We start from the raw sequence: 3,453 nt of genomic DNA, 5'->3' as shown, positions 1-3,453 counted from the left end.
GTGACGTACATCTGGGCCGGCGGGCGCTGGATCTACTTGGCCGCGGTCATGGACCTGTATGCGCGGCGGATTGTGGGTTGGGCAATGTCCGATCGTCCGGACTCGCAGCTCACCGGACGTGCTTTGCGCGTGGCCTATGAGGCTCGCGGTTGCCCCGGCGGAGTGCTGTTTCACTCCGACCAGGGCAGCCACTACAGCAGTCAGGAGTTTCGACAATTGCTCTGGCGGCATCGAATCCGCCAGAGCATGAGTCGTCGCGGCAATTGCTGGGACAACGCCCCGATGGAGCGTTTCTTCCGGAGCCTCAAATCCGAATGGATACCGGCTTCGGGTTACGCCAGCCAAGCCGAAGCAGAGGCTGACGTACTGCGCTACCTGACCGACTACTACAACCACCGACGGCCGCACAGCTACAACAGTTACCAGACACCGGTACAGCGCGAAGCGCTGGCCGGATAGACCTAAACCGGTGTCCAGTTTTACTTGACCACTTCACTACGCCGCCACCTCCACCGCATCCATCTCCACCAGTACCTCGATCAGCGCCCGCGCCGCCGGCGACAGGCGATAGCCCGTGCGGGTGACGATGCCGCAGTGCGCGGCCAGGCTGTCCATCCGCTCGGGCAGGTTGCGCCAGTGCAGCAGGGCCAGTTCGCCGCGCTCCAGCAGCGGGGCAATGGTTTCCTGCTGGGCGATGCCGATGGCATCGGTCTGGCGCACCACCTGCACCAGGGTGGGCACGTGGTCGCATTCCAGGCTGAGCTGGAAATCCGCCATCCCGCTGTAGCTCGCCAGCAGCTTGCGAATACCCGCTGGCAGGCGCGTGGCCGCCAGCGGGTAGTCGAACATGTCGTTGGTGGAGAGGCTCTCCTTGGCCAGCAGTGGGTGTCCCTGGCGGCAGAAGAAACGCCCGTAACGTGGCGTGAGCGGACGGGTCTGGAAGTTGGGGTCAGCTTCGAACTGGCGTACGTCGGCGATGAAGAACTCGATTTCCTCGCGGGCCAGGCGCCGCCCCAGGACCTCCCAGTTGTTCACTTCGAAATGGGTGTGGATGCGCGGGTAGAGGCGCATGAAGCTGGCCAGTGCATCCGGCACCAGCTTGGTGGCCGGTGCCGGTCCCGCGCCGAAATGCAGCTCGCCGGCATCCAGCTTGGTCATCTGGTCGATTTCGCGCACCAGATTGCTGGCCCCCTGCACCAGGCGCAGGGCGTGTTGCAGCACCACCTGGCCCTCGGGCGTTGGGCGCAGGTCCTTGCTGCCTCGGTCCACCAGTTGGCAGCCGAAGTCCTGTTCCAGGCCCTGGATGCTGCGGCTGAAGGCCGGTTGGGTGATGCCCATGGCGTCAGCCGCGCGAACAAAACTGCGGTGTTCGATCAGGGCGATGAAGTAGCGGAGCTGGCGCAGATCCATGGTGCTTTTCCGGCATCGAAAATATAGGGCGAAGGCATTTGTCGCGGCATTGGCTGGGGTTTTAAATGCAGGCTCTTATTCCGTCAAATGCGTATTCGATAATTTATTAGACGTATATCGAATAAGTATATGGCCCTTCTCCGCTGACACGAGGACCGCACCATGAGCAATGCCGCACTGGCCCAATCTCGGGCCGTTGAACTCGATATCCATCCCGTCGCCGGCCGCATCGGCGCCGAAATCCGGGGCGTCACCCTGTCGCCCACCCTGGACGCCGCCACCCTCGAAGCCATCCAGGCGGCGCTGGTGCAATACAAGGTGATCTTCTTCCGCGGCCAGACCCAGCTCGACGACCAGGGCCAGGAAGCCTTTGCCAAACTGCTCGGCGAGCCAGTGGCCCATCCCACGGTACCGGTGCGCGAGGGCACCCATTACCTGCTGCAACTGGATGGTGCCGAGGGCCAGCGCGCCAACTCCTGGCACACCGACGTCACCTTCGTCGACGCCTATCCCAAGGCTTCCATCCTGCGCAGCGTGGTGGCGCCGGAGGCCGGTGGCGATACCGTCTGGGCCAACACCGCCACCGCCTACCAGGACCTGCCCGCCCCCCTGCGCGAGCTGGCCGACAAGCTCTGGGCGGTTCACAGCAACGAGTACGACTACGCCGCCGTGCGGCCGCACGTTAGCGCCGAGAAGCTGGAGCAGTACCGCAAGGTGTTCACCTCCACCGTCTATGAGACCGAGCATCCGGTGGTGCGGGTGCATCCGGTAAGCGGCGAGCGCACGCTGCTGCTGGGGCACTTCGTCAAGCGCATCAAGGGCTTCTCCCAGCCCGACTCGGCGCACCTGTTCACCGTACTGCAGAGCCACGTCACACGCCTGGAGAACACCGTGCGCTGGCGCTGGCAGGCCGGCGACGTGGCCATCTGGGACAACCGGGCGACCCAGCACTACGCCGTCGACGACTACGACACCCAACCGCGCATCGTCCGCCGCGTGACCCTGGCCGGTGATGTGCCGGTGAGCATCGACGGCCAGCGCAGCCAGACCCTTCGCAAGAGCTGATTGTTCAAGCCAAAAGCCCCCACCGGAGCGATCCGCTGGGGGCTTTTGCGTTTGTAGGGTGCGCCGCGCGCACCGAAAGCCTTGCGGCTACCGCACTGACGGGTTTGGCTGATTTGTGGCATCCGACACCGCGCAATGTTGGGCCTCGCTGCGCTCGGACCAACCTACGGTGCCACTTCTCGGTCTCTGCGCTGGCGGTGAGGCTGTGCGCTACGTGTAGGTTGGTCTGAGCTACGCGAAGCCCAACGAAGGCATCCGACACTGCGCGATGTTGGGCGTCGCTGCGCTCGGACCAACCTAGGGGGCCTCCGATGCCTGTCGGGCATATTTTCGATGTCCTTAAGGCATGCGCGGAAAAATATTTCTTAAATTCAATTACTTACGAATCATATATTTCTAAAAGTAATTACAAAATCATTAAAAATTACTTTATGAGATAAGCCTGCCACCCCAATCATCCCTCCATGGCCGACCGCTCTAGCTCGGCCATCTCGCCGGCCTTGAGCCGGCTGTCAATTCAACAAGCCCGGTGGCACAGGCCGGGTCTTTTTATCCCCAGGAGTCTTGCCCATGGGCAATGTCCTCGAAGCCGACAGCGGCCGTGAATTGCACTGGCAGGACGTTCGCCGCCCAGGCGAGGTCCGCGACCTCGGCGTGCCGGTACGCCAGGCGCTGGACCGCACGGTCTTCCGCAGCCCCGGCGACAGCCGCGTGCTCAGCCGCCGCGAGGCCTGGCTGCTGGGCGCCTTCGCCCTGGTCCTGCATGGCGCCGTGCTGCACTGGCTGAGCCAGAAACCCACGCCGCCGCTGCCGGAAGTACCGCCGCAGATTCCGCCCATGACCATCGAGTTCACCGCCCCGGCCCCGCCCGTGGTGGAACCGCCACCGCCCGAGCCGCCGCCGCCCGTGATCGAGCCGCCGCCCCCGGTGGTGGAGGAGCTGGCCGTGAAGCCGCCGCCCAAGCCGGTGCCCAAACCC

2 protein-coding genes and 2 pseudogenes are annotated in these 3,453 nt (G+C 64.1%); 3 read left to right on the top strand and 1 reads right to left on the bottom strand.

Annotated features, from left to right (window positions below; translation table 11 throughout):
• A pseudogene (locus E8F06_RS00750) lies at positions 1–487 on the top strand (IS3 family transposase); the annotation flags it as partial.
• An 8-nt stretch (positions 488–495) separates the two neighbouring features.
• Here the strand turns inward: E8F06_RS00750 and E8F06_RS00745 are convergent.
• Entirely contained in the window at positions 496–1,410 is a 915-nt protein-coding gene (locus tag E8F06_RS00745; protein ID WP_280363211.1) for a LysR family transcriptional regulator, read from the bottom strand.
• A 162-nt stretch (positions 1,411–1,572) separates the two neighbouring features.
• On the opposite strand from E8F06_RS00745, the gene E8F06_RS00740 reads away from it, so the two are divergent.
• Positions 1,573–2,475: a TauD/TfdA family dioxygenase gene (locus tag E8F06_RS00740; protein ID WP_280363208.1), complete on the top strand. Its 903-nt coding sequence runs from the start codon at positions 1,573–1,575 to the stop codon at positions 2,473–2,475.
• A gap of 570 nt (positions 2,476–3,045) precedes the next feature.
• Positions 3,046–3,453: pseudogene (locus tag E8F06_RS00735) on the top strand (energy transducer TonB); the annotation flags it as partial.

It is taken from the genome of Pseudomonas sp. BN411 (genome assembly GCF_029871235.1).
GTDB lineage: Bacteria > Pseudomonadota > Gammaproteobacteria > Pseudomonadales > Pseudomonadaceae > Metapseudomonas.
This window is presented reverse-complemented; position numbering and strand designations above follow the sequence as displayed.

What these genes read in the sequence shown, in the direction of transcription:
- E8F06_RS00745 (WP_280363211.1), bottom strand. Translation starts at nt 1,410, where the DNA reads ATGGATCTGCGCCAGCTCCGCTACTTCATCGCCCTGATCGAACACCGC.
- E8F06_RS00740 (WP_280363208.1), top strand. Translation starts at nt 1,573, where the DNA reads ATGAGCAATGCCGCACTGGCCCAATCTCGGGCCGTTGAACTCGATATC.